Genomic DNA, 21,130 nt, shown 5'->3' with positions numbered 1-21,130 from the left:
TATGAAAGACCGTATCAAGGCGTTTTTATTTTCTACAAGAACGATGTCTATTTTGCTACTGGTTTTTGCGATAAGCATGGCCGTAGGAACCTTTATTGAGAATTCTTATGACACGCCTACCTCAAAGCTTTGGGTATATAATGAGTGGTGGTTCTCATTGTTGATGCTGTGGTTAATGATCAATTTTATCTACAATATCAAGCGATATAATCTATGGCAGTGGAAAAAGTGGGCAACGCTGACACTGCACTTGTCGTGGATTCTTATCATAATTGGCGCTGGAATCACTAGATACGTATCTTTTGAAGGAATGATGTTGATACGTGAAGGTGCTGTAGAAGATACGTTCCTGAGTACCGAAACCTATTTTGACGTTGTCATCCAGGGAACTGATCCAGATGGCAATCCCATGCAACGTGAGGTCATGGAAGAGATGCTCATCTCACAATATGATTACAAGCGCAAGGAGACATTTGATTTTTATGATAAGGACATCGTGATTACGGTAGATTCTTTGATTTATGATGCCGTGGAAGGTTTAAAACCGGTTGAAAATGGTGGTGACAGATTCCTGAAAATTGTTGAGGCTGGTGGCGGAAACAGGCATGATCACCTTCTCAAGGATGGTGAGAAAGCAAGTATTCATGGTGTATTATTCGGTGTGAATCTTGATCCAGATCTAGCTGAAAAAGAAGGCGTGATCAACATTATTGAGAACTGGAACGGCTATCAATTGCAAACGCCATTTGCTGGCGATTATATGCGCATGGCAGACCAGCAAGAAGGCGAGGTCTTCCAGGATTCCATACAGCCATTGCAATTGCGATCCCTATATAGTGTTGCAGGAATGCAGTTTGTGATACCTGATCCTATACTTGAAGGTGAGGTTGGTATCATTGAAAGCCCAGAACCTACCGAAGCAAAAGCACTAGGACTTTTTGGAACCATCGCTGTGGGCGATGATGTCCAGCCGCTAGAATTGCGTGGTGGTAAAGGAATGCTGACAGATTATTCCAGCTTTAAACTGGATGATATGGATGTGTATGTACGCTACGGATCAAGAGAACGTACGGTGCCATTTGAAATACAGCTGGATGATTTTATCGCCAATAAATATCCAGGTACTGAAAAAGGATACAGTTCTTTTGAAAGTCAGGTAACGGTAATCGATCCAGATGGCACCGAAAAGAAGGAACGCATTTATATGAATAACGTACTTGATAAAGAAGGCTATCGATTTTTCCAGTCTGGATTTGATAATGATGAAGGTGGAACACATCTATCTGTCAATCATGATTTTTGGGGTAAGACAGTTACTTATGCTGGATATTATCTATTGTACATAGGGTTGCTGGCATTGATAATCGATCCTAATACACGATTTGGTGAATTGCGCAGGCTTATCAATAGAGTAGAAAAGCGCAAGGCTAAAAAGCTGGCCATGATTGCAATATTAATGACTAGTGGATTATCGTTTGCACAAACGACAGATCATGAAGATCATACTGGTCATAACCATGCACAACAACAAGTGGTGCAGGAAGATCACACCGGACATAATCATGAAGTTCAAGATAACGATACATCGTTTGAAAATCGAGATGGTCAAAGTACCAATCTAGACTCAGGAGAACATTTGTACAATAACCCAGAACCTGCAGAATCTCTAGCTCCAGAAGTATATCCAGAAATACCTAGAAGATTACTGGATAGCATTATTGTCTTGAACCTAGTTCCAGAAGCCCAAGCAGAACGTTTTGGTAGAGTAGTGGTACAGGACGAAGGTCGTATGAAGCCTATGAGTACGCTGGCATCGGAGATTTTACGACGCGTATCTGAACGTGATTATTATGAAGCGCAGGTAGGCGACAGCATTGTGAAATTGACACCAGAGCAAACCATCATCAGTATGATGCAGTTGGGTCAACTATGGTATGAAGTCCCATTGATTAAATTGAAACGAGGTAACGATAGCATACGTGATATTTTGCAGATAGATCGCTCTAGAAAATATGCCAGTTTGATGGACTTTTTGAGAGATAAAGATGGCGAGCGCGTTCCTTATGTACTCAACGATTATCTTGATGAGGCCAATAGATCTGATATTAAAACAGCATTTCAAAAAGATTTTATCCAGACAGATTTTGCTTTTGCCATATTAAGTCAAGTAGTGACAGGAAACATTTTAAAGATATTCCCAAAACCAGATTCTGAAAATGATCGATGGTATGCGAGACCTGAATTAGAAGAAGCTGGATATACGCGTGAAGGCGATTATAATTTTGTTAGAGACTTTGTTCCAGCTTACACGACATTGCTCGCTCAGGGCAAAGAAAGTGGTGATTACTTAAGGGCAAATACTGCTTTGAACAGTCTATTTGAATTTCAACGTGCTTATGGTGAAGACGTCATGCCATCAGAAGACAAAATTGAAGCAGAGATTCTTTATAATAAGTACGATGTCTTTAAGAAACTGCATCTGTGGTATTACTGGTTTGGTATCTTCATGTTGATCCTTTTAATAACGCAGATTATCAAACCTATGAAAGAGATAGGTTGGGCAATAACATTTCATAAATACGTGATCATCGGGATTTTTGTAGTTCACATGGCCGCTCTTATTATAAGATGGTATTTAAGCGGTCACGCACCATGGTCTGATGCTTATGAGAGTTTAATTTACGTAGCTTGGGCAACGATGGCTTTTGGTTTAGCCTTTGGTCGCAAGAGTAAAATGACCATAGCCAGTACGGCCATAGTGGTTGCCATCATCTTGATGGTAGCAAGCTGGAATTGGTTAGATCCTTCTATTTCTAACTTGCAGCCGGTACTGGATTCTTATTGGTTAATGATACACGTGGCTGTCATTGTGGGAAGTTATGGCCCTTTTGCTTTGGGAATGATATTAGGTCTCGTGAGTTTCTTACTTATGATTTTTACCACAGCAAAGAATAAGGATATCATGGATCTTAATATCAAAGAGATCACTTATATCAATGAGATCGCTTTAACGGTAGGTTTGATAATGCTTACCATCGGTAACTTCTTGGGCGGCATGTGGGCAAATGAATCTTGGGGTCGTTATTGGGGTTGGGATCCTAAAGAAACCTGGGCGCTCATCAGCATATTTGTATACGCGTTTGTATTGCACTTGAGACTGGTGCCAGGTTTGAAAGGTCGCTGGACCTTTAACTTGTGGTCCATACTCGCTTTCTACAGCGTTTTGATGACCTACTTTGGTGTGAATTTTTATCTATCAGGATTACATAGCTATGCAAGTGGTGACCAGATCTTTTCTTATAACGCCATAGTCATTTCTCTAGTTGTAATAGGCGTTATAGCAGGATTTGCTAGATGGCGAGAGAAGAAGTATTACGGGAATAAGAGGTTGAAGTAATTGCGAATTTATCCATACATGAAAATAAAAAAGTCCAGCATTTGCTGGACTTTTTAATATGATTTGTTTCAAACTATCGTCTACCGACCATGTCTTCAGGTTTAACCCATTCGTCAAATTCCTCAGCAGTTAGGTAGCCAGTTGCGACGGCTGCAGCTTTAAGAGTAGTTCCTTCTTCATGAGCTTTATTAGCAATTTCAGCGGCTTTGTAGTAACCTATTTTTGTATTCAAGGCTGTTACTAGCATCAAAGAATTATCGAGTAGATTCTTGATACGATCGTGATTGGGTTCAATACCAGCCGCACAGTTTTCTTCAAAACTGCGGCATGCATCGGCAATTAAAGTAGCGCTTTGTAAGACAGCTGCTGCCATAACTGGTTTGAATACATTAAGTTCATAGTGACCTTGTGTTCCACCTACAGTAACCGTCACGTCATTACCCATAACTTGCGCGCAAACCATAGTGATAGCCTCGCATTGTGTTGGGTTTACCTTACCAGGCATGATGGATGATCCAGGTTCGTTTGCTGGAATGGTAATTTCTCCAATACCACTGCGTGGACCACTGGCAAGCATTCTTATGTCGTTTGCAATTTTATTTAATGATACAGCCACCTGCTTGAGAGCGCCATGAGTTTCTACAAGAGCATCGTGTGCCGCTAATGCTTCAAATTTATTGGCTGCTGTTTTAAACGGCAGTTCAGTAAAGTCTGCGATGTATTGGGCTACCTTAACATCATAACCATCTGGTGTGTTGAGTCCTGTGCCAACAGCCGTACCACCCAGCGCGAGTTCGCTCATGTGGTCTAGCGTATTTTCTAGTGCGATGATACCGTGATCCAATTGCGATACATACCCAGAAAACTCTTGTCCCAACGTCAATGGTGTCGCATCCATCATATGTGTACGACCTATTTTCACTACCTCGTCAAATTCGATACTCTTATTATGTAGTGTGTTACGTAGCTGGATGATTCCAGGAATGGTTTGTTCAACCACCTTCTTATAGATCGCAATGTGCATTCCTGTCGGGAACGTATCATTACTACTTTGTGATTTATTCACGTCATCATTGGGCTGTAAGGTTTTCTCGCCTTCACCTATGGTTTTCCCAGCAAGTTGATGTGCGCGGTTGGCAATCACCTCATTCACATTCATGTTGGACTGTGTACCTGATCCTGTTTGCCAGATCACAAGAGGGAATTCATCATCATGCTTACCGTCTAATATTTCATCACAAACCGCTGCAATTTGATCACGTTTTTCCTCGCTCAGCACGCCTAGCTCAGCATTTGTGTAAGCAGCTGCTTTTTTCAAGTAAGCAAATCCGTAAATGATTTCAAGTGGCATGCTGCCGGCCGGTCCTATTTTGAAGTTTTCTCGAGAACGCTGTGTTTGCGCGCCCCATAGCTTGTCGGCTGGGACTTTTACTTCACCTATCGTGTCTTTATCTATGCGGTATTCCATTGGTTTGATTTTTCACAAATATAGCGGTATGACTAGGTTGGTAGTTTAAAAAATCTCTTAATGTGATGGTAGGATTTTAGGTGACTACGCTTTCGCGAAAGCGTAACAATCACAAGCCTTATTAACATATTTCATCATTTTTTTGTGAATAAATGCTCTACGCACATTTTGATTCTTGCTCAAAGCCCTTATCTTTGCAGGACTTAAACGATTTGTTATGTTCGAATTTGATCAGTACTTAGGATTTCTAGCATTTTTGGGAATATTGACCTTGGGATTTTGGTTAATGATATTCTTGACAGCATTTGCTATTCCATATTGGATTACTGGTGTTGCGCTAGAGAAGCGTAAAATGAAAAAGGAAGCAAAACGTAAGGAGCTAGAAGAGAAAAACGGTACATTATAAACTACCGATTAATATATATTGAAAAACCACGCTAGACAGCGTGGTTTTTTAGTTTTAGCCACCTACACGTTTGACTTTAAAACCTTTCTCCTTGAGTAATTCCATTATTCTATCACGATAATCACCTTGAATGATTATCTGATCATTTTTAAAACTACCGCCTACACCTAGGTTTGTTTTCAGTTCTTTGGCCAAAATTTTAAAGTCAGCAGTTGCACCTGTGTAGCCAGCGATGATGGTGTTGACTTTTCCCTTGCGTTTTTCAAATCTGCATTCTAACGGGTCGTCCTGCATCCATACATTACTTTTTTCCTCTAGTGGCGTTTCTGGCACCTCGTGCTCTGGAAATAGGTTCTTAAGTTGATCTTTTAAATCCATAATAATTATCTAGCGGTTGGGTCAGTTTCCTCATCTTTATCAATGTCAAAAATAGATTCCTTGCGTCCTCTTAAAATACTCACGCCCTTTTGTAATAGTAAGTTGTTAGGGTAGGTGATGACTTCACCTTCGGCAGTGCGCAGGAATGTGTAGAATCCCTTGATGTCTTCTATAATAGCTGTTACCGGTAAATCTTTATCGTGAATGCGTACACGATCTCCAATCTTGAACGGAAACGTGAAATATAAAATGAAGCTTGCCGTAACGTTGCTCAAAATACTCCAGTTGGCAAATAATGCCACGCCGACAACGGCAAAAGTTGATCCCAATGCGACCCAAAAACCATCGCGTGAAATTCCCCAAACAAAAACAATAGTGATCGTTGCAAGCGTCCAGATAATGTAGCCTACATATCTATTGAGGTACTGTTTGCGCAGGGCAGATCGCTCTACCTTTTTACTTATTTTGGCCGCGCTCCATATCACGATTCTATGCGTGACAAAGGCAATAATCAATACAATGATAGAGAGTACTAGCTCCTTGTTACTCAAAATGTCATTCATGTTCATAAAGCCAAGCTATCTCTTAAGTAGTTATACTCATTGCTATTTTGACTCCAGTAGGCAGTACGTAAGGTTTCTTTGAGCTGTGCAGTCGTGGTAGCTGTTCTTCCTCTTTCTTGATAGGTTTCTTCCCATGACATAACCTTATAAGGAAAAGCAGATTCTACAGTGTAAGCAATGCTGCGAGAATCGTCGTTGTATTTAATGTTATAGATCAAATTATCTTGATTTTCAATAAGGCTTGCTGTTGCATCCATTGCCTTAGTTTCTTTGTGTACCAGCCTTAGATATTCAGTAGATGGTATCATCTTTATTTGACCAATTGGCATTGACCGAGGATCTAGTCTCAATTGACTAGGGACTTGATTTTCCAACATTACATTATCGACCGCAAATTCTTTGTTTCCTTCACTTTGAAAATAGCTGTGCAACATTACATCGTATTGATCCTGTCGATTATTAAGTTGCATATAAGTATGTCCACACCATTCTTGAATGGAAGTAGCCACCTTAATGGCGTTGTCTTGTTTATCAAGTGGTAAGAAGGTACTACTCATAATAGTATATGGATAGATGCCAGTATTAAAGTTGCGCGTGGCGTTGAGTTTTAGAACTGATCTATTCGTGTCGTTTTGTGCATCTGCTTTTACTTGATCTACAGGATTAAAGGGCTCTGTCACAAAAATCAGAACAGCATCACCTGGTCGGTTTTGACCGTAGCGTGATTGATTAAGTTCATAGCTACAAATCTCTGCAACGCCAGCATACCAGTAATCTTTAAAATCTTGAGATAAATTTCTAGCTGGTGCCGTTGATGGTTCATAAGCTACTTCATTAGTTGTGCTATCAACTTCATTCTTTTCATTTTCTGATGGTGTTTCGCAGCCTATACAAGCAGCTAATAAGAGTAGTAGCAATAGATTTTTCATAATAATCAAAATATTACCACAAAGGTACATTTTGTCGGACAGTTCACCAGATTTTATAAGTTCTTGATCCCTTAATGGCATTTTAACTGATTGCTGTTAAACATAGTTAAACACTGTAATGGATGCTTTAGATCCTTATAATATTGCTATTACTTTAACTTAAAAAGGAATTATGAAAAAGTATCTTTTTACATCATTGTTTGCGGCCTTACTTCTTGTAGGCTGTGGTACCAAAAACGCTGTAAAACAAACCGAAAATAATGTAGGTGGTAACTGGACTATCGATAGCGTGACTTACAGCGGTAACGGTCAATTTGAATCTACCTTATTGCAGGATGTTACTGGCCAATGTTTTGAAGGTAGCATGTGGTATTTTGTTGCCAATAATAATCGAGGTAATTACAGTATTGAAGACCCATCATGTACTACAGGAACGCGCAATTTTATCTGGTCTGTACCTGGATCAAAGGACATCATTGAAGGTGATCTGTTGATCAAGCCTACTGGCGATAACTACAAGAGCGAGACTGACGCAGGATACCGTGTCAATGTAAAGAATATCACAGAAAATAGCATGACATGGAACCAAAGTGTTTTAGTTGATGGTCGCACGGTAATAGTAAGTATGAATTTTAGAAAATTAGCAGAATAATTTTACCCTTAATAAAACAATAAACATGAAAACAAGAATCTTAAGTATCGCAATGGCAGTAGTATTATTTACTGGTTGTGAATCAATAAAAAATAGTAATAAGCAACAACGTGGTACCGCCATAGGTGCCGCTGGTGGTGCCATTTTAGGAACTATCATAGGTAACAATGTTGGTGATGGTGATAATCAAACTGAAGGTGCCGTTATCGGTGCAGTTGTAGGTGGTGTTGCGGGTAATGTGATTGGTCGTAGAATGGACAAGCAAGCGCAGGAAATTCAGCAAGAGCTTCCAGGTGCCGAAGTTGAAAGAGTAGGTGAAGGTATTGTTGTAACTTTTGATGAAGGTAGCGGTATCAAATTTGCCACTAATCAATCTACACTCAATGCAGGTTCAAAAGCTACACTTGATAAGTTAGTAAGTGTAATGAATGATTATCCAGGTACAGAAATTCTAGTTTCTGGTCATACCGATAGTACAGGTGATGCAGCTTATAATTTAGAGTTATCTAGAAAAAGAGCATTTGCCGTAAGAGACTATCTAGTCGAGGATGGCATTGCGTCATCACGTATGGCAGTAACATATTCTGGTGAGACTGATCCTAAGGCAACCAACGAGACGGCCGAAGGTAGAGCACAAAACCGTCGTGTAGAGATAGGTATTGTAGCTGGTGAAGAAATGCGTCGTGAAGCAGAACAAGAAGTGAAAGGATAAGAAAATCCAAAATGTAAAACAGAAACCGCTGGAAAATTCAGCGGTTTTTTTGTGAATTAATTTACAATAATGCCTCTGCCTGAATTATACCTTAGTAGTATTACCCTTAACTAACAACCATGGATTACAGTTTTTTAGAAATTTTAGAAATCATTTTCAAACTCATCGTTGGTTTGAGTATTCTCAACGTTTGGCTAATTAATAGAAATAAGAATAGTCAGTTTCGTGCGCAAGATGCCACTAACATGAGAGAGGAATTTGCTGTTTATGGCTTATCAAAAAGTATGATGATCATCGTGGGAACCATTAAATGTTTTTGCGCCGTATTATTGTTGATCTCTATTTTTTATCCAAGTGTAGAATGGGTTGGCGCTGCAGGAATTGTTTTACTTATGGCAGTTGCCATTTCAATGCACTTTAAAGTAGGTGACCCAATCAAGAAATCATTTCCAGCAGCATTATTTCTAGTATTGTCGCTAGCGACAATATTCATCTAGAGACCTTGCCAGATCTGGAAAACTATCAACGCGTTAAGCAACATATAGATCAATGCAGGCGAGCTTTGATAGATGCTGTCTTTGATTTTAAGACGCACATAGAATCCTAAAAGCATGAGTAATGATAGTCCAGCCGCTGCGGCCATCGTCACTACAATGTTATACTGGTAGAATAACAACCCAGCGGCACCTATTAACTGCAGTACACCTGTTAGTTGACGCTGTCGTGTCGTCAAGCCAAATCTGGTAAATTCCAGTTTCATATGCGGCGTCACCAGACAAGTTATTCCAAAGAAAAAGAAAGATATAGCAGAAAAATAGGTGAGTATCTCAAGTAGTTTCATGCGATGAATTTACGGTATTTAGCTTTCGCGAAAGCGTAACAACATAACTTTAAAAATAACAATTCAAATAAAGGTATCACTCGATACCATCTAATAAACAAAATATGTCTAGTACTATTAAAGCATACGGCGCTCAAGATGAGCATGCAGATTTAAAAGAGATGACGATCGAACGTCGCGAACTCAATGATAATGATGTCAAGATTGATATCTTATACTGTGGTGTTTGTCACAGCGATATTCATGCGGCACGCAACGATTGGGGTAATGCAAAATATCCAATCGTTCCAGGTCACGAGATCGTTGGTAAGGTAGTAGAGGTAGGTGACAAGGTTACTGACTTTAAAGTGGACGATCTAGTTGGTGTAGGTTGTATGGTGGACTCATGTTTATCCTGTAGCGCATGCGAGGATGATCTTGAGCAATTTTGCGAGAATGGTATGGTAGGAACTTATAATGGTAAAGACAAACACCTGGGTGGTCATACTTTTGGTGGTTATTCGACCAGCGTTACGGTAAGAGAGCATTTTGTTCTCAAGATCCCAACCAATCTTGACATCAAAGCAGTCGCACCTTTATTATGTGCTGGTATCACAACGTTCTCACCACTTAATCACTGGAAGATTAAAAAAGGTGATAAAGTAGGTGTGGTAGGTTTAGGCGGTTTGGGTCACATGGGAATTAAGTTTGCAGCCGCTATGGGTGCAGAAACCATCATGATCACAACATCACCAGAAAAAGCAGATGATGCCAAAAGACTAGGAGCAGACGGCGTTCTTATTTCAAAGGACGACGAGCAAATGAAAAAGCATCGTGGCACTTTTGACTTCATCTTGAATACTGTACCAGTAAAGCACGATGTTAATCCATACTTGCAACTGCTAGGTAGAGATGCGACCATGGTCATGGTAGGTGCTATTGAGCCACTTGAGCCTATGAACGGTGGTAACATCATCATGGGTCGCAAGTCAATTGCAGGATCACTCATTGGCGGTATCAAAGAAACTCAAGAGATGCTAGACTTTTGCGGTGAGAATAACATTGTTTGTGATGTAGAAATGATCGACATGCAAGAGATCAATACTGCATTTGATCGTGTTACTGATAGCGATGTGAAATATCGATTTGTAATTGATATGGAATCGCTTAAAAATTAAAGTGATTTTGTATCAAATGATAAAGCCCGATCGCGAGATCGGGCTTTATTGTTATATAGTTAGATTAAGTTACTTTTTAATCAATCCTATCTCTACGAGACGCTGATGCAAGAATTCACCAGCGGTGATGTCTTCATAATGTTTAGGATTATCCTCATCAATACATTCTTCTAGGCAATCCAGGCGCATGTCGCTGCGTGGATGCAAGAAAAACGGTATGCTGTAGCGATGCGTGTGCCACAGCTCGCGCGGTGGATTCACCACGCGGTGAATCGTGGATCGCAGTTTATTATTAGTATGCCGCTGTAACATGTCACCTACATTGATAACTAGTTCGTCCTCTTGAGCTATAGCATCGATCCAGTCGCCATTGCGATTTTGAACCTGCAGTCCAGGCGCACTTGCACCCATCAATAAAGTAATAAGGTTAATGTCACCATGAGCTCCAGCACGCACAGCGTTTTCCGGCTCTGATTTTATAGGTGGATAGTGAATAGGTCTTAAGATGGAATTCCCATTGCTTGCCCAATGATCAAAATAATTCTCTTGCAATCCTATGTGAAGTGCTAATGCTCTCAAGACATGAATACCTGTTTTCTCAAGCATCCTATAAGCTTCCATACCGGTCTCATTAAAGTCTGGTAGTTCCTTAACGATAACATTGTCAGGATACTCTTCACCTAGATCGGCATCGGTAGCTGGTTCTTGTCCAAAATGCCAGAATTCCTTGAGGTCACCTTCTTTCTTGCCCTTGGCATGCTCTTTTCCAAAAGACACATAACCGCGCTGGCCGCCTATTTCCTCACGTTCATAACCTTTCTTGGTTTCTACAGGTAATTGAAAGAACTTTTCAACTTCAGTATATAATTTTTCAACCAACTCATCAGATAGAAAGTGGTTCTTCAAGGCAACAAAACCTATGTCTTCATAAGCTTTACCTATTTCACTGATAAATTTTTTCTTTCTCTCTGGATCATCGCTCAAAAAGTCGGCTAGATCGACGCTAGGGATATTGTTCATGTAGTAAAATCATTATAGATGACTGCATATTGCAGTCACACTAGATTATAATTTAAAGATACCATTCTTTGGCATTTCTATAAAATGAAGCGTTAACATTCTTGAATATGGCGAATCTGTTTATCATTAGTTAGTAATTTTTAGTGCCTCAATAATATCATAAGGACGATAAGTTTATATTTAATCATGCAACAAACTCATCAAGAACGCTCGTCTGTGGTTTCACACGACCAGCAACTAGCATTATATAAAGCAATGCTGCTGCCTCGATTGATAGAGGAGAAGATGCTCATTCTATTGAGACAAGGAAAAATATCCAAGTGGTTCTCTGGTATTGGGCAAGAAGCAATTTCAGTAGGTGTGACCATGGCAGCAAATGACGATGAGTACATACTACCCATGCATCGCAATCTGGGCGTTTTTACAACTAGAGATATTCCGTTATGGAAGCTTTTTGCACAATGGCAAGGAAAGGCAGATGGGTTTACTAAGGGTCGCGATCGCAGTTTTCATTTTGGATCTCAAGAGCACAAAATCATTGGGATGATTTCTCATCTAGGACCGCAAATGGGTGTCGCAGATGGAATTGCCCTAGCTCACAAAATACGAGCCGAGAAAAAAGCGACCATCGTTTTTACCGGTGAAGGCGGCACAAGCGAAGGCGACTTTCATGAAGCGCTAAACATTGCAAGTGTGTGGCAATTGCCCGTTATGTTTTGTATTGAAAATAATGGTTACGGTTTGAGTACGCCTACCAGCCAGCAATACGCTTGCAAGGATCTTGCAGATAGGGCAGTGGGTTACGGCATGGAGTCTCGTATAATCGACGGTAACGATGTACTGCAGGTTTATCATCAGGTTCGTAAGCTTCTCGAGGATATTCGAGAAAATCCGCGACCGGTGCTGCTAGAATTTAAAACCTTTAGGCGTCGTGGACATGAGGAAGCCAGTGGTACTGCATACGTTCCTGATGACCTTATAGCTCATTGGGAAACGCTTGACCCAATCAGTCGATTAGAAGATCAGTTGCTTGATCAAGGAATGCTCACTTGTATGATGATTGATGATTTTACACAAGAATTTAAACAGCATATTAATGATGGTTTGGATACCGCTTTCGCGAAAGCGTTACCATCATCAACCATCGAGCAAGAAATAAATGATGTGTACGCACCATATAGCTTTACTGCAAGTGAACCTAGTAACTCCATCACCAATATCCGACTTATCGACGCGATACGAGATGGTTTGCTGGAATCCATGCGTAAATTTCCTGATTTGGTTCTTATGGGACAAGATATCGCTGACTACGGTGGTGTTTTCAAGATAACCGAGGCATTTCTAGAAGAATTTGGCGCAGATCGAGTGCGTAATACACCTATTTGTGAGAGCGCTGTAGTCGAGACTGGAATGGGTTTGAGCATCGCAGGAATGAAAGCCGTTGTAGAGATGCAATTTGCAGACTTTGTTAGTAGTGGATTTAATCCTATTGTAAATTATCTAGCCAAATCACATTACCGCTGGTCACAGCCAGCAGATGTCGTTATAAGGATGCCGTGTGGTGCTGGCGTTGGCGCTGGGCCATTCCATTCACAATCAAATGAGGCTTGGTTCTACACGATTCCTGGACTCAAGATTGTTTACCCTGCATTTCCAGACGACGCCAAGGGTTTATTACAAGCAGCTATTGAAGATCCTAATCCAGTCTTATTTTTTGAGCATAAGGCATTGTATCGTTCTGTTTATGGCGATGTACCGCAAGGATCGTATAAAATCGAACTAGGAAAAGCCAAGATAATTAACAAAGGTGAAGCGTTAACCGTCATCACCTATGGTGCCTGCGTTCATTGGGTATTAGAAATAATCGATAAAATGCACTACGATATCGATTTAGTTGACTTAAGGTGTTTGCAGCCTCTAGACTATGAAGCCATTGAGACAAGTGTATTGAAAACGGGTAAGGTTATTGTACTATGTGAGGATAACCTTACAGGTAGTGTTGCTAGTGATATAGCGGCATGGATAGGTGAACACTGTTTTGAAAGTCTAGATGCTCCAGTAATGAGGTTAGGTAGTATAGATACGCCTATACCTTTTGAAAAAGGATTAGAAAATCAGTATTTACCTAAACAAAAGCTAGAAATTGCTGTAAAAAAACTGCTGGAGTATTAAATTTTTACAGGTTGCATTTGCTATTTTTACGCAGCCCCTAAGTAACCATTTAAAACTATAGCTATGAAATTTATGGATGAAGCAGATAACTTTAGATACGTTCTATGGTTTCTGACAATTCTGTTCTCTCTTTTAGTAGCATTTGGACCTAGCGAGGGAACATTAGGGTACACTGGAAGATTACTGTTAGGACTTTTCAGCTCGCTACTTGTTATCTACTTGATTCTTAAGTTGATACAACGCAGGTATTTTACAGAGAAATCTGAAACTTCTGAAGCTTAATTGAACCTCATTTAAGTTTGCTTACCACTATCTTTGAGTAGTGGTGAATTCATACGATATTATTATTGCTGGTGGTGGTCTTTCTGGACTTTGTGCTGCTATTGAGCTATCTCAAGAATACCAAGTTTTACTTATTGATCCTCATGAATATCCACGTCATAAGATGTGTGGAGAATACCTAAGTGCCGAAATTTATGACGTGCTCGCATCTTATGGCGTCAATTTAAAAACATTAACCAGCGCACACATTCAAAAGTTTAAAGTGTCAACCACCAATGGTGATCTCATTCAAAATGATTTACCGCTAGGAGGTTATGGCGTATCAAGATATTGCCTAGATCATGAACTATTTAAAATAGCAAGTAAAAAAGCCACGATCATCACCGCAAAGGTGTTGAATGCAAAATCAACTGATGATTGCCATGAGATTACCACGGACCGTGAAAGTTTCTCTTGCAGGCAATTTATTATCGCTACTGGAAAACGATCCATTCTTGATAAGGCATTAGATAGAGATTTCGCTTTCAAGAAAAACGAATGGCTTGCTGTAAAGATGCATTATCAATATGACATGTCATGGAATGAGGTGCAGCTGCATAATTTTAATGGTGGCTATGCTGGATTATCTAGAGTAGAATCAGGCGCTGTTAATCTCTGTTATTTGACGACTTTCAAGTCTTTTCAACAATTCAAGGAAATAGAACAATTTAATAAGCATGTGCTTTCAGCAAATCCTCATTTGAAAGCTTTTTTTGAGAATGCCATACCGCTTTGGGACAAGCCCATAAGTATCTCTCAAATATCCTTTGATAAGCGTGGTAAGACTAAAAGCGATTTTTTATTCATAGGTGACGCCGCAGGATTGATTCATCCATTATGCGGCAACGGCATGGCAATGGCTATTCATAGTGCTCATATCGCGAGTAAATTGGTGAAGAAATATATGGACAATACCATTTCAAGAAAAACCATGCTTGCAGAATATCAAAAAAGTTGGAAAAAAAACTTTGGTAATCGTATGCGTTACGGTCGCTGGATACAGTCCATTTTAATAAATCCTCAATTGACAAGAATCATGTACAATGCTCTCAAACTAGTGCCGTCTAGTTTAAAATTGATTATTAGAAAAACACATGGCAAACCAGTTTCTGCATGATATATAGTTCGAGTAAGCGCAGTACATTGCCTGAAATGATGGACGATCCCAGCATTAGCCAAGAGCAGCTGCGTCATGCTGTAAATGACGTTAACAAAGTAAATACGTATCTAGGTGGTTATAAGTTTACACTTAATGCTGTCAAGAAAGCTCTTCAAAATAATCCAAAAGACTCTTACACGATTATCGACCTGGGTTGCAGCGACGGTGCTATGTTGCGATATTTAAGTGATCATTTGGCACATGATAATATTGATTACATAGGAGTTGATTTGAGCACTAAATCTATTTCAAATGCTCGTGAGAAGTGTAAGAATTATTCACGTATTAGCTTTCGCGAAAGCGATATTCTCAAAACACCACCAGAACAATTGAATTGCGATATCATGCTATGTACGTTGACATTGCACCATTTTAATGAAGAACAAATACCGAAATTTCTCAACAAATTTCAAGAGATTACAAGTACTAGAATCATCATCAATGACTTGCATAGGAATATTCTTGCATTCTATTTCTTTAAGTTTTTTAGTCCTATTTTTATCAAGCATCGTATTTCTAGGCATGATGGACTTATCTCTATTGCATCAGGATTTAAGCGTTCAGACTTTAAGAGATATGCCGATAAATGCAGTATTACCAATGACCGATTGACATGGAAGTGGTCGTTCCGTTATATATGGGAGATCCCGATTAATGAGCGTTAAAATAGCAACGGTGGCTACGGTCACACCAGCATACTATAAGGAAACAGCCGAAATTTTACCGTTTGTGGAAACATGGCTCGCAGATCAAGATGAACGCCTGCGACGCAAGACCATCAAGATTTTTGAGGGCGCCGCAGTAGACAAGCGATATTCTATCATGGATCCTATTGAAGTATTCACGAGAACGTCGTTTCAAGACCGCAACGACATCTACAAGAGAGAAGTAGTTCCTCTTGCGCGCCAGGCTGTTGAAAAAGCACTCCATCAAGCTAGCTGGAAAGCGCAGGATCTTGATTACATCATTACCGTGAGCTGCACAGGAATTATGATTCCGTCCATCGATGCGTACTTAATCAATGATCTGCACATGCGTCAGGACATTGTACGATTACCGGTAACTGAAATGGGCTGCGTTGCTGGAATATCAGGTCTTATTTATGCAACTAATTTCCTCACAGCAAATCCAGGTAAAAAAGCAGCAGTAATAGCTATTGAAGCGCCTACGGCTACGTTTCAGTTAAATGATTATTCCATGGCAAATATGGTCAGTGCAGCGATCTTTGGTGATGGTTGTGCTTGTGTGTTGCTCTCATCTGATGATCATACCAGCGGTCCAACAGTAAAAGCGCATGAGATGTACCACTTTCCAGACGCGACCCACATGATGGGTTTTGATCTTGTTAATAGCGGTCTTAAGATGGTATTGGACAAGTCGGTTCCAGAGACCATCGCAAGCCATTTTCCAGCGATTATACATCCATTCTTGGAAAAGAATGATCTGGAAATTGCAAACGTTGATCATCTGATTTTTCATCCAGGCGGTAAGAAAATCGTACAGACGGTTGAGGTATTGTTCAGCGATTTAGGGAAAAATATCGATGATACTAAAGAAGTTTTGAGACTTTACGGTAATATGAGCAGCGCCACCGTACTTTTTGTATTGGATCGTTTTATGAGAAGAAAAGACGTGAAATCTGGCGATCATGGATTGATGCTCAGCTTTGGGCCTGGATTTACTGCGCAACGTATTTTATTGCAATGGTAAAGGATCTGGATGGCAAGGTAGGCCTGATTTTAGGAGGCAGCAGCGGTTTAGGTTTTGCGAGTGCTCAAAAGCTGGCAGCGCATGGTATGAGATTGATTATTGTTTACCGCGCATCTAGAATTCAAGTAAACACTATTCAAGCACGATTTGATACTCTCGAACATGCCGCACAACATTTATACATCAATGCAGATGCGACATCATCTATCAAGCTACCATCCATCATAGAGCAAGTCACCGCGTTTCTGGATAAAAGAAAAATCTATTTGCTATTACATAGTATTTCCAAAGGAAATTTAAAACCCATGACCGGCGACAATCCGCTAAATGTTGGCGATTTTGAGCAAACCGTACATTCAATGGGCATCAGTCTTTATGAATGGTCGCAAGCATTGATAAGCAAAGAACTTATAGCCAATCCAGCACGTATCATAAGTTTCACTAGCGAGGGAAATCAAAGACCAATGCCGGGCTACGCTGCGGTCAGCGCTGCCAAAGCAACATTAGAAGCCATAACACGCAACATGGCACTAGAATTTGCACGACACGGCATCACCACAAATTGCATACAGGCCGGCGTTACTGATACCGAAAGTCTTCAACGCATTCCTAATTATGAGCAGCTCAAGGCGCATAGCTTAGAGCGCAATCCCATGAATCGACTCACACAACCAGAAGATGTGGCAAACGTTGTGTATGTATTATGTCGTCCAGAAAGTGACTTTATCAACGGTACGATCATCAAGGTTGATGGTGGTGAATCCTTAATTTAACTACACCTATGATTCTTGATGACCACGATAAAATTGTAGCCAACTTGCCTTACGGTGATGGTTTTAAGTTTGTCGATAAGATATTGGAGCTATCTAACGACCATGTAATTGGCGTGTACCGCTTTCGCGAAAGCGAATACTTCTACAAACACCATTTTAATACCAAACCTGTAACGCCTGGAGTCATCCTGCAAGAATGTATGGCGCAAATTGGACTGGCCTGTCTGGGCAGCCATCTTGTCAAGGAAAGAGCGATAAAGCCACAATTTGTCTTTACAGAGGCTCACGTTAATTTTATTAATCTGGTACTACCTAATACGACCGTGATTGTTAGTGCTAGGAAAGAATATTTTAAATTCAATAAACTCAAGGTTGCTGTGCAAATGCTCGATGAGAATGAACAAAAAATAGCCGAAGGATTCCTAAGCGGCATGATCCTGAAAGGCTGATTAAAAATACTGACCTATCCCAAACACGAGACCACTCGCCGCATTCTCACCAATCCCAAAGCCGTAATCCAATCTAATGACTGCATTAAATATGCGTTTATGAATGAAACGCACGCCCAATCCTGGAGAAGCTCTAAAACTGGTAGAATCAAACGCACTACCAAAATCCTCATTGATTTGCCGTTGTGTATTGAGATCCAGAAAAGTATTGCTTTGCAGGACAAACCAGCCTTTTTCTAGTAATGTATGTCGATATTCTGTGTTTAAAGTGATACTAGCGCTACCGCGATCCACAACATTTCCTGCACCTCTTACATTGCGCTGATTATCAATGATGAGAGGAGAAAATGGCGTTTGATTATTGGTCATGTAACCCAATCTCAAACGTGTGGCCCAATTACCTCTTTTACCTACGCGTGTGAAGTTCTCAAGGTCATTTGTGATAATCACATTATCATCTAGAAATCCATCACCACCAGTCTCATACCGTACGTCTGTTTGATTGCGCCAGCCTGTGAAATATTGATAGTCTCTTAAGAGATTGATGTATTCATATTGACCACGTAAATTGAGTTTGTTTGCCTCAAGGTTTTCTGGTAGTTGATCATTAATAAATCCATCCTCATAGGTGTATTCATCGGCAGCAAATTCGAATCCTAATTCCGCTCTGTTATGAAAGTCATATTCATACATGAGATAGCTTTCAAATGATTGTCTTTGGTATCTATAATTAGTCTCGGTCTCATTATCAAAGAAGATATTTTCAAAGGTGTTGTTATCCTGATAGTTGATGCCTAAACCTAATTTATTAGTAAATAGATACCTTGACTCGATAAAACCTCCATAGGATGAGAAAACCTCGTTTTGATAGTAACCACCAATCAAATGATTAGCACCAAGAGCATTGAATTCAAACAGCGATAATCTAAATGCAAAATCACCGTTGGGCGCTGTATTGACTCGTATGCCGGGAATTATAGTGAAGTTTTCTTCTATTTGAAACAGTAAATCATACACACCGTTAGATTGTAATTGCTTTGTAACCGTCGCCTTTGCGATTCCTGGTAATCTGTTCAGTCGTTCTAGATCAATAGCAATTCTGGTAGAGTCGATTTTAGATTTTGGCTTTGTCTTGAGAATACGCCTTAAAAATGACTCTTTTGTTTTGTCAAGACCACTAAATTCAAGCTCGTTGATCTGGAAAGACTGAGCGGTTATAGATACAGAATAACCCGAGAAAACAAATATGAATATGAATCTTAAAATCATGATAGCACTTTGAAGGGCAATGATAATCACAAGATGTTGCAAGAATATCTCAATCGCTTCACATTTTCATGTACATACTTCCTTTCATATAGTGATTAAAGCTGTATTGTTTATAGATTAGCAGGATATGTCAGTAAATAATAGAGTAGTGGTAACCGGTCTTGGCGTTGTAGCGCCTAACGCTATTACTGTACCAGAGTTTGAGGCAGCCTTGAGAAAAGGGATCAGTGGCATCAGATTTGAGCAGCAGTTGGCAGATTTGAATTTTGGCTGTCAAGTGGCTGGAACGCCGCAGGTATCTCAAGAAATGATTGATGAATACCTAACACCTTTACAACAACGAGGATTCAGGGCAAGCGGCATGCTTTACGGTATTATAGCTGGTAAAGAGGCATACAAAGATGCTGGGCTAGAAGTCGCACCAGCAGATCATGCACATGACCAGTTAGGCGTCATATTTGGCACAGGTCAATCGGGTGGCGAGAAGTTTAGAGAAGCCATCAACCTGATTGATGAAGGAAAAGTGCGCAGATTAGGTAGCACGAGCGTCATACAAACCATGACCAGCGGTATAAGCGCATGGCTTGCAGGTGAATTGGGTGCTGGTAATATGGTGACCAGCAATTCTAGTGCATGCGCCACAGGAACTGAAGCTTTATTGATGGGCTATGAGCGTATCAAATACGGACTAGCCACCCAAATGCTGGTAGGAAGCACCAGCGATTCTGGGCCGTACATTTGGGGTGGTTTTGACGCGATGCGCATATTACCTACAAAGTATAATGATAATCCGGCTAGCGCTAGCAGGCCATTTGCCGCAGATGCTTCAGGGTTCGTGCCTGGTAGTGGTGCTGGCGCTTTGATTATTGAGAGTTTAGAATCTGCAGTATCAAGAGGAGCTACTATTTATGCAGAAATTCTGGGTGGCGACATTAATTCTGGCGGCCAGCGTGGTGATGGTAGTATGACGGCGCCTAATGGAGATGCCGTTGTTAACGTAATTAAGTCAGCACTTGAAAATTCTTGCGTTCAAGCTAATGAGATTGACGCGATCAACGGTCACGTTACAGCCACGGGAAAAGATGCCTTTGAAGTGGAGAATTGGAAGAAGGCTCTAGGTACAACGGCAACCAATTTTCCTTACATTAATAGTTTTAAGTCAAACATAGGCCACTGCCTGGCTGCGGCAGGAAGTATTGAATTAGTTGGCACGATCCTACAGCTTAAAAATCAGCTGGTTTATGGTAATAGTAATATTGATCAATTGCATCCTGAGATAGCTGCAATTATTAATGAGGATAAAATTCCTAAAGAAACTATCGAGGCCGATTTAAAGACTGTTATCAAGGCAAGTTTCGGTTTTGGTGATGTGAATGCCTGTGTAGTTCTTCAAAAAATTGATGGCTAATCTTACAAATAGAATGCTATCTTGCTGGCAAGAATAAGAATCATGACTCAAGCAGAAATACAAGACAAGCTATTTACCATTGTCAAGACCTATCTACCACAGGACGTCGATGCCACGGCGATCAAATCCAATAGCCACTTGATGAATGATTTGAATATAAATAGCGCGCATCTTGTGGACATTGCTCTTGATGTAGAGGACGAGTTTGACATCATCCTTGATGAGAAAGACATGGAGAACATGCAAACTGTAGAAGATGCCGTGCGCATCGTACAAGAGAAAATTACCGCCTAAATCACGTTAAAATCATTGTGGTCTATGACAGGAATCCTACCTTAGTAGGACT

At 40.3% G+C, this 21,130-nt stretch carries 22 protein-coding genes; 15 read left to right on the top strand and 7 right to left on the bottom strand.

Going from position 1 to position 21,130, the window contains the following annotated elements:
- Window position 1: 1 nt before the first annotated feature.
- Complete coding sequence (gene ccsA / locus EJ995_RS09090) at window positions 2-3,397, top strand: cytochrome c biogenesis protein CcsA (RefSeq protein ID WP_126447778.1); 3,396 nt, start codon at window positions 2-4, stop codon at window positions 3,395-3,397.
- 73 nt (window positions 3,398-3,470) lie between these two features.
- Here ccsA and fumC read toward each other — a convergent pair whose 3' ends face one another.
- Entirely contained in the window at window positions 3,471-4,865 is a 1,395-nt protein-coding gene (fumC, locus tag EJ995_RS09085; RefSeq protein WP_126447776.1) for a class II fumarate hydratase, read from the bottom strand.
- Window positions 4,866-5,082: 217 nt separating this feature from the next.
- Between fumC and EJ995_RS09080 the strand changes: the two genes are divergently transcribed.
- The gene (locus tag EJ995_RS09080) at window positions 5,083-5,271 is read left to right on the top strand and encodes a hypothetical protein (protein ID WP_126447774.1); all 189 of its coding nucleotides are present in this window, start codon (window positions 5,083-5,085) and stop codon (window positions 5,269-5,271) included.
- A 54-nt stretch (window positions 5,272-5,325) separates the two neighbouring features.
- Here EJ995_RS09080 and EJ995_RS09075 read toward each other — a convergent pair whose 3' ends face one another.
- Genes EJ995_RS09075 through EJ995_RS09065 form a run of 3 tightly spaced genes read right to left on the bottom strand, consistent with a single transcriptional unit; the run spans window position 5,326 to window position 7,141 of the window.
- Entirely contained in the window at window positions 5,326-5,649 is a 324-nt protein-coding gene (locus tag EJ995_RS09075) for a translation initiation factor (RefSeq protein WP_126447772.1), read from the bottom strand.
- 5 nt (window positions 5,650-5,654) lie between these two features.
- Window positions 5,655-6,212 (bottom strand): mechanosensitive ion channel family protein, encoded by a 558-nt coding sequence (locus tag EJ995_RS09070; RefSeq protein ID WP_126447770.1) that lies wholly within the window; start codon window positions 6,210-6,212, stop codon window positions 5,655-5,657.
- A 2-nt stretch (window positions 6,213-6,214) separates the two neighbouring features.
- Window positions 6,215-7,141 carry a septum formation inhibitor Maf gene (locus EJ995_RS09065; RefSeq protein WP_126447768.1) on the bottom strand — a complete coding sequence of 309 codons (927 nt, stop codon included), beginning with the start codon at window positions 7,139-7,141 and terminating at the stop codon, window positions 6,215-6,217.
- A 172-nt stretch (window positions 7,142-7,313) separates the two neighbouring features.
- Here EJ995_RS09065 and EJ995_RS09060 point away from each other — a divergent pair, with 172 nt between their 5' ends.
- The 3 genes from EJ995_RS09060 (at window position 7,314) to EJ995_RS09050 (ending at window position 9,002) form a co-directional block, all read left to right on the top strand.
- On the top strand, window positions 7,314-7,793 hold the full coding sequence (locus EJ995_RS09060) for a lipocalin family protein (protein ID WP_126447766.1): 480 nt from the start codon (window positions 7,314-7,316) through the stop codon (window positions 7,791-7,793).
- A gap of 25 nt (window positions 7,794-7,818) precedes the next feature.
- On the top strand, window positions 7,819-8,505 hold the full coding sequence (locus tag EJ995_RS09055) for an OmpA family protein (protein ID WP_126447763.1): 687 nt from the start codon (window positions 7,819-7,821) through the stop codon (window positions 8,503-8,505).
- A gap of 119 nt (window positions 8,506-8,624) precedes the next feature.
- Complete coding sequence (locus EJ995_RS09050; RefSeq protein ID WP_126447761.1) at window positions 8,625-9,002, top strand: DoxX family protein; 378 nt, start codon at window positions 8,625-8,627, stop codon at window positions 9,000-9,002.
- On the opposite strand, the gene EJ995_RS09045 is transcribed toward EJ995_RS09050, so the two are convergent.
- Entirely contained in the window at window positions 8,999-9,346 is a 348-nt protein-coding gene (locus EJ995_RS09045) for a DoxX family protein (protein ID WP_126447759.1), read from the bottom strand. The genes EJ995_RS09050 and EJ995_RS09045 overlap by 4 nt on opposite strands.
- A gap of 104 nt (window positions 9,347-9,450) precedes the next feature.
- Here EJ995_RS09045 and EJ995_RS09040 point away from each other — a divergent pair, with 104 nt between their 5' ends.
- Window positions 9,451-10,503: an NAD(P)-dependent alcohol dehydrogenase gene (locus EJ995_RS09040; protein WP_126447757.1), complete on the top strand. Its 1,053-nt coding sequence runs from the start codon at window positions 9,451-9,453 to the stop codon at window positions 10,501-10,503.
- Between the two features lie 69 nt (window positions 10,504-10,572).
- Here EJ995_RS09040 and EJ995_RS09035 read toward each other — a convergent pair whose 3' ends face one another.
- Window positions 10,573-11,523 carry an isopenicillin N synthase family dioxygenase gene (locus EJ995_RS09035; protein WP_126447755.1) on the bottom strand — a complete coding sequence of 317 codons (951 nt, stop codon included), beginning with the start codon at window positions 11,521-11,523 and terminating at the stop codon, window positions 10,573-10,575.
- Between the two features lie 186 nt (window positions 11,524-11,709).
- On the opposite strand from EJ995_RS09035, the gene EJ995_RS09030 reads away from it, so the two are divergent.
- The 7 genes from EJ995_RS09030 (at window position 11,710) to EJ995_RS09000 (ending at window position 18,107) form a co-directional block, all read left to right on the top strand.
- On the top strand, window positions 11,710-13,695 hold the full coding sequence (locus EJ995_RS09030; RefSeq protein WP_126447753.1) for an alpha-ketoacid dehydrogenase subunit alpha/beta: 1,986 nt from the start codon (window positions 11,710-11,712) through the stop codon (window positions 13,693-13,695).
- A gap of 63 nt (window positions 13,696-13,758) precedes the next feature.
- Window positions 13,759-13,977 (top strand): hypothetical protein, encoded by a 219-nt coding sequence (locus tag EJ995_RS09025; protein ID WP_126447751.1) that lies wholly within the window; start codon window positions 13,759-13,761, stop codon window positions 13,975-13,977.
- A gap of 40 nt (window positions 13,978-14,017) precedes the next feature.
- A complete protein-coding gene (locus EJ995_RS09020) occupies window positions 14,018-15,133 on the top strand; it encodes an NAD(P)/FAD-dependent oxidoreductase (protein ID WP_126447749.1) in 1,116 nt (371 codons plus the stop codon).
- Window positions 15,130-15,840 carry a class I SAM-dependent methyltransferase gene (locus EJ995_RS09015; RefSeq protein WP_126447747.1) on the top strand — a complete coding sequence of 237 codons (711 nt, stop codon included), beginning with the start codon at window positions 15,130-15,132 and terminating at the stop codon, window positions 15,838-15,840. Before EJ995_RS09020 ends, EJ995_RS09015 begins: the two co-directional genes overlap by 4 nt.
- Window positions 15,830-16,885: a type III polyketide synthase gene (locus EJ995_RS09010; protein WP_126447745.1), complete on the top strand. Its 1,056-nt coding sequence runs from the start codon at window positions 15,830-15,832 to the stop codon at window positions 16,883-16,885. Before EJ995_RS09015 ends, EJ995_RS09010 begins: the two co-directional genes overlap by 11 nt.
- Complete coding sequence (locus EJ995_RS09005) at window positions 16,879-17,658, top strand: SDR family oxidoreductase (protein WP_126447742.1); 780 nt, start codon at window positions 16,879-16,881, stop codon at window positions 17,656-17,658. Before EJ995_RS09010 ends, EJ995_RS09005 begins: the two co-directional genes overlap by 7 nt.
- A gap of 8 nt (window positions 17,659-17,666) precedes the next feature.
- Window positions 17,667-18,107: a 3-hydroxyacyl-ACP dehydratase FabZ family protein gene (locus EJ995_RS09000; protein ID WP_126447740.1), complete on the top strand. Its 441-nt coding sequence runs from the start codon at window positions 17,667-17,669 to the stop codon at window positions 18,105-18,107.
- Here EJ995_RS09000 and EJ995_RS08995 read toward each other — a convergent pair whose 3' ends face one another.
- Window positions 18,108-19,376: a POTRA domain-containing protein gene (locus tag EJ995_RS08995; protein ID WP_126447738.1), complete on the bottom strand. Its 1,269-nt coding sequence runs from the start codon at window positions 19,374-19,376 to the stop codon at window positions 18,108-18,110.
- A 127-nt stretch (window positions 19,377-19,503) separates the two neighbouring features.
- On the opposite strand from EJ995_RS08995, the gene EJ995_RS08990 reads away from it, so the two are divergent.
- Both EJ995_RS08990 and EJ995_RS08985 read left to right on the top strand, forming a co-directional pair.
- Entirely contained in the window at window positions 19,504-20,784 is a 1,281-nt protein-coding gene (locus tag EJ995_RS08990) for a beta-ketoacyl-[acyl-carrier-protein] synthase family protein (RefSeq protein WP_126447736.1), read from the top strand.
- A 42-nt stretch (window positions 20,785-20,826) separates the two neighbouring features.
- On the top strand, window positions 20,827-21,078 hold the full coding sequence (locus EJ995_RS08985) for an acyl carrier protein (protein WP_126447734.1): 252 nt from the start codon (window positions 20,827-20,829) through the stop codon (window positions 21,076-21,078).
- The last annotated feature ends 52 nt before the right edge of the window (window positions 21,079-21,130 follow it).

It is taken from the genome of Nonlabens ponticola, from assembly GCF_003966335.1.
GTDB classification, from domain to species: domain Bacteria; phylum Bacteroidota; class Bacteroidia; order Flavobacteriales; family Flavobacteriaceae; genus Nonlabens; species Nonlabens ponticola.
This window is presented reverse-complemented; position numbering and strand designations above follow the sequence as displayed.

Bases quoted from the DNA above. Each gene is read 5' to 3' on its own strand.
- EJ995_RS09030 (WP_126447753.1), top strand. From the start codon at position 11,710: ATGCAACAAACTCATCAAGAACGCTCGTCTGTGGTTTCACACGACCAG.
- EJ995_RS08995 (WP_126447738.1), bottom strand. From the start codon at position 19,376: ATGATTTTAAGATTCATATTCATATTTGTTTTCTCGGGTTATTCTGTA.
- EJ995_RS09015 (WP_126447747.1), top strand. From the start codon at position 15,130: ATGATATATAGTTCGAGTAAGCGCAGTACATTGCCTGAAATGATGGAC.
- EJ995_RS09080 (WP_126447774.1), top strand. From the start codon at position 5,083: ATGTTCGAATTTGATCAGTACTTAGGATTTCTAGCATTTTTGGGAATA.
- EJ995_RS09060 (WP_126447766.1), top strand. From the start codon at position 7,314: ATGAAAAAGTATCTTTTTACATCATTGTTTGCGGCCTTACTTCTTGTA.
- EJ995_RS09005 (WP_126447742.1), top strand. From the start codon at position 16,879: ATGGTAAAGGATCTGGATGGCAAGGTAGGCCTGATTTTAGGAGGCAGC.
- EJ995_RS09045 (WP_126447759.1), bottom strand. From the start codon at position 9,346: ATGAAACTACTTGAGATACTCACCTATTTTTCTGCTATATCTTTCTTT.
- EJ995_RS09070 (WP_126447770.1), bottom strand. From the start codon at position 6,212: ATGAATGACATTTTGAGTAACAAGGAGCTAGTACTCTCTATCATTGTA.
- ccsA (WP_126447778.1), top strand. From the start codon at position 2: ATGAAAGACCGTATCAAGGCGTTTTTATTTTCTACAAGAACGATGTCT.
- EJ995_RS09035 (WP_126447755.1), bottom strand. From the start codon at position 11,523: ATGAACAATATCCCTAGCGTCGATCTAGCCGACTTTTTGAGCGATGAT.
- EJ995_RS08990 (WP_126447736.1), top strand. From the start codon at position 19,504: ATGTCAGTAAATAATAGAGTAGTGGTAACCGGTCTTGGCGTTGTAGCG.
- EJ995_RS09025 (WP_126447751.1), top strand. From the start codon at position 13,759: ATGAAATTTATGGATGAAGCAGATAACTTTAGATACGTTCTATGGTTT.
- EJ995_RS09065 (WP_126447768.1), bottom strand. From the start codon at position 7,141: ATGAAAAATCTATTGCTACTACTCTTATTAGCTGCTTGTATAGGCTGC.
- fumC (WP_126447776.1), bottom strand. From the start codon at position 4,865: ATGGAATACCGCATAGATAAAGACACGATAGGTGAAGTAAAAGTCCCA.
- EJ995_RS09010 (WP_126447745.1), top strand. From the start codon at position 15,830: ATGAGCGTTAAAATAGCAACGGTGGCTACGGTCACACCAGCATACTAT.
- EJ995_RS09075 (WP_126447772.1), bottom strand. From the start codon at position 5,649: ATGGATTTAAAAGATCAACTTAAGAACCTATTTCCAGAGCACGAGGTG.
- EJ995_RS09055 (WP_126447763.1), top strand. From the start codon at position 7,819: ATGAAAACAAGAATCTTAAGTATCGCAATGGCAGTAGTATTATTTACT.
- EJ995_RS09000 (WP_126447740.1), top strand. From the start codon at position 17,667: ATGATTCTTGATGACCACGATAAAATTGTAGCCAACTTGCCTTACGGT.
- EJ995_RS08985 (WP_126447734.1), top strand. From the start codon at position 20,827: ATGACTCAAGCAGAAATACAAGACAAGCTATTTACCATTGTCAAGACC.
- EJ995_RS09040 (WP_126447757.1), top strand. From the start codon at position 9,451: ATGTCTAGTACTATTAAAGCATACGGCGCTCAAGATGAGCATGCAGAT.
- EJ995_RS09050 (WP_126447761.1), top strand. From the start codon at position 8,625: ATGGATTACAGTTTTTTAGAAATTTTAGAAATCATTTTCAAACTCATC.